The 202-nt window shown below is 63.4% G+C and carries 1 protein-coding gene; it reads right to left on the bottom strand.

What is annotated here, in order from left to right; all coding sequences use genetic code 11:
• On the bottom strand, positions 1-202 hold a 202-nt coding region (locus NTD89_RS07235), incomplete at both ends, for a DUF6531 domain-containing protein (protein WP_262206859.1).

Genomic DNA, 202 nt, shown 5'->3' with positions numbered 1-202 from the left:
ACGCACACCTCGTAGGCCACGCTCCAACCGGTACCGAACAGGCTACCTTGGCGTTCGTCGCGGCTGTTGTAAAAGCGCTGCCAACCGATCGGCAAAATGCCCGGAAGCACGAAATCCAGTTCCTCGACATCGCCGAGTATCTTCGCGCCCGTCGCAGCATGCACCGGGTTCGACGAGCCCATCGCGGCGTTGGCCGCAGCGC

Source organism: Pseudomonas sp. 14P_5.3_Bac1, from assembly GCF_025466135.1.
In the GTDB taxonomy this organism is placed as follows: domain Bacteria; phylum Pseudomonadota; class Gammaproteobacteria; order Pseudomonadales; family Pseudomonadaceae; genus Aquipseudomonas.
Note: the sequence above shows the minus strand (reverse complement) of the source record. Positions and strands in the feature narration are given on the sequence as shown.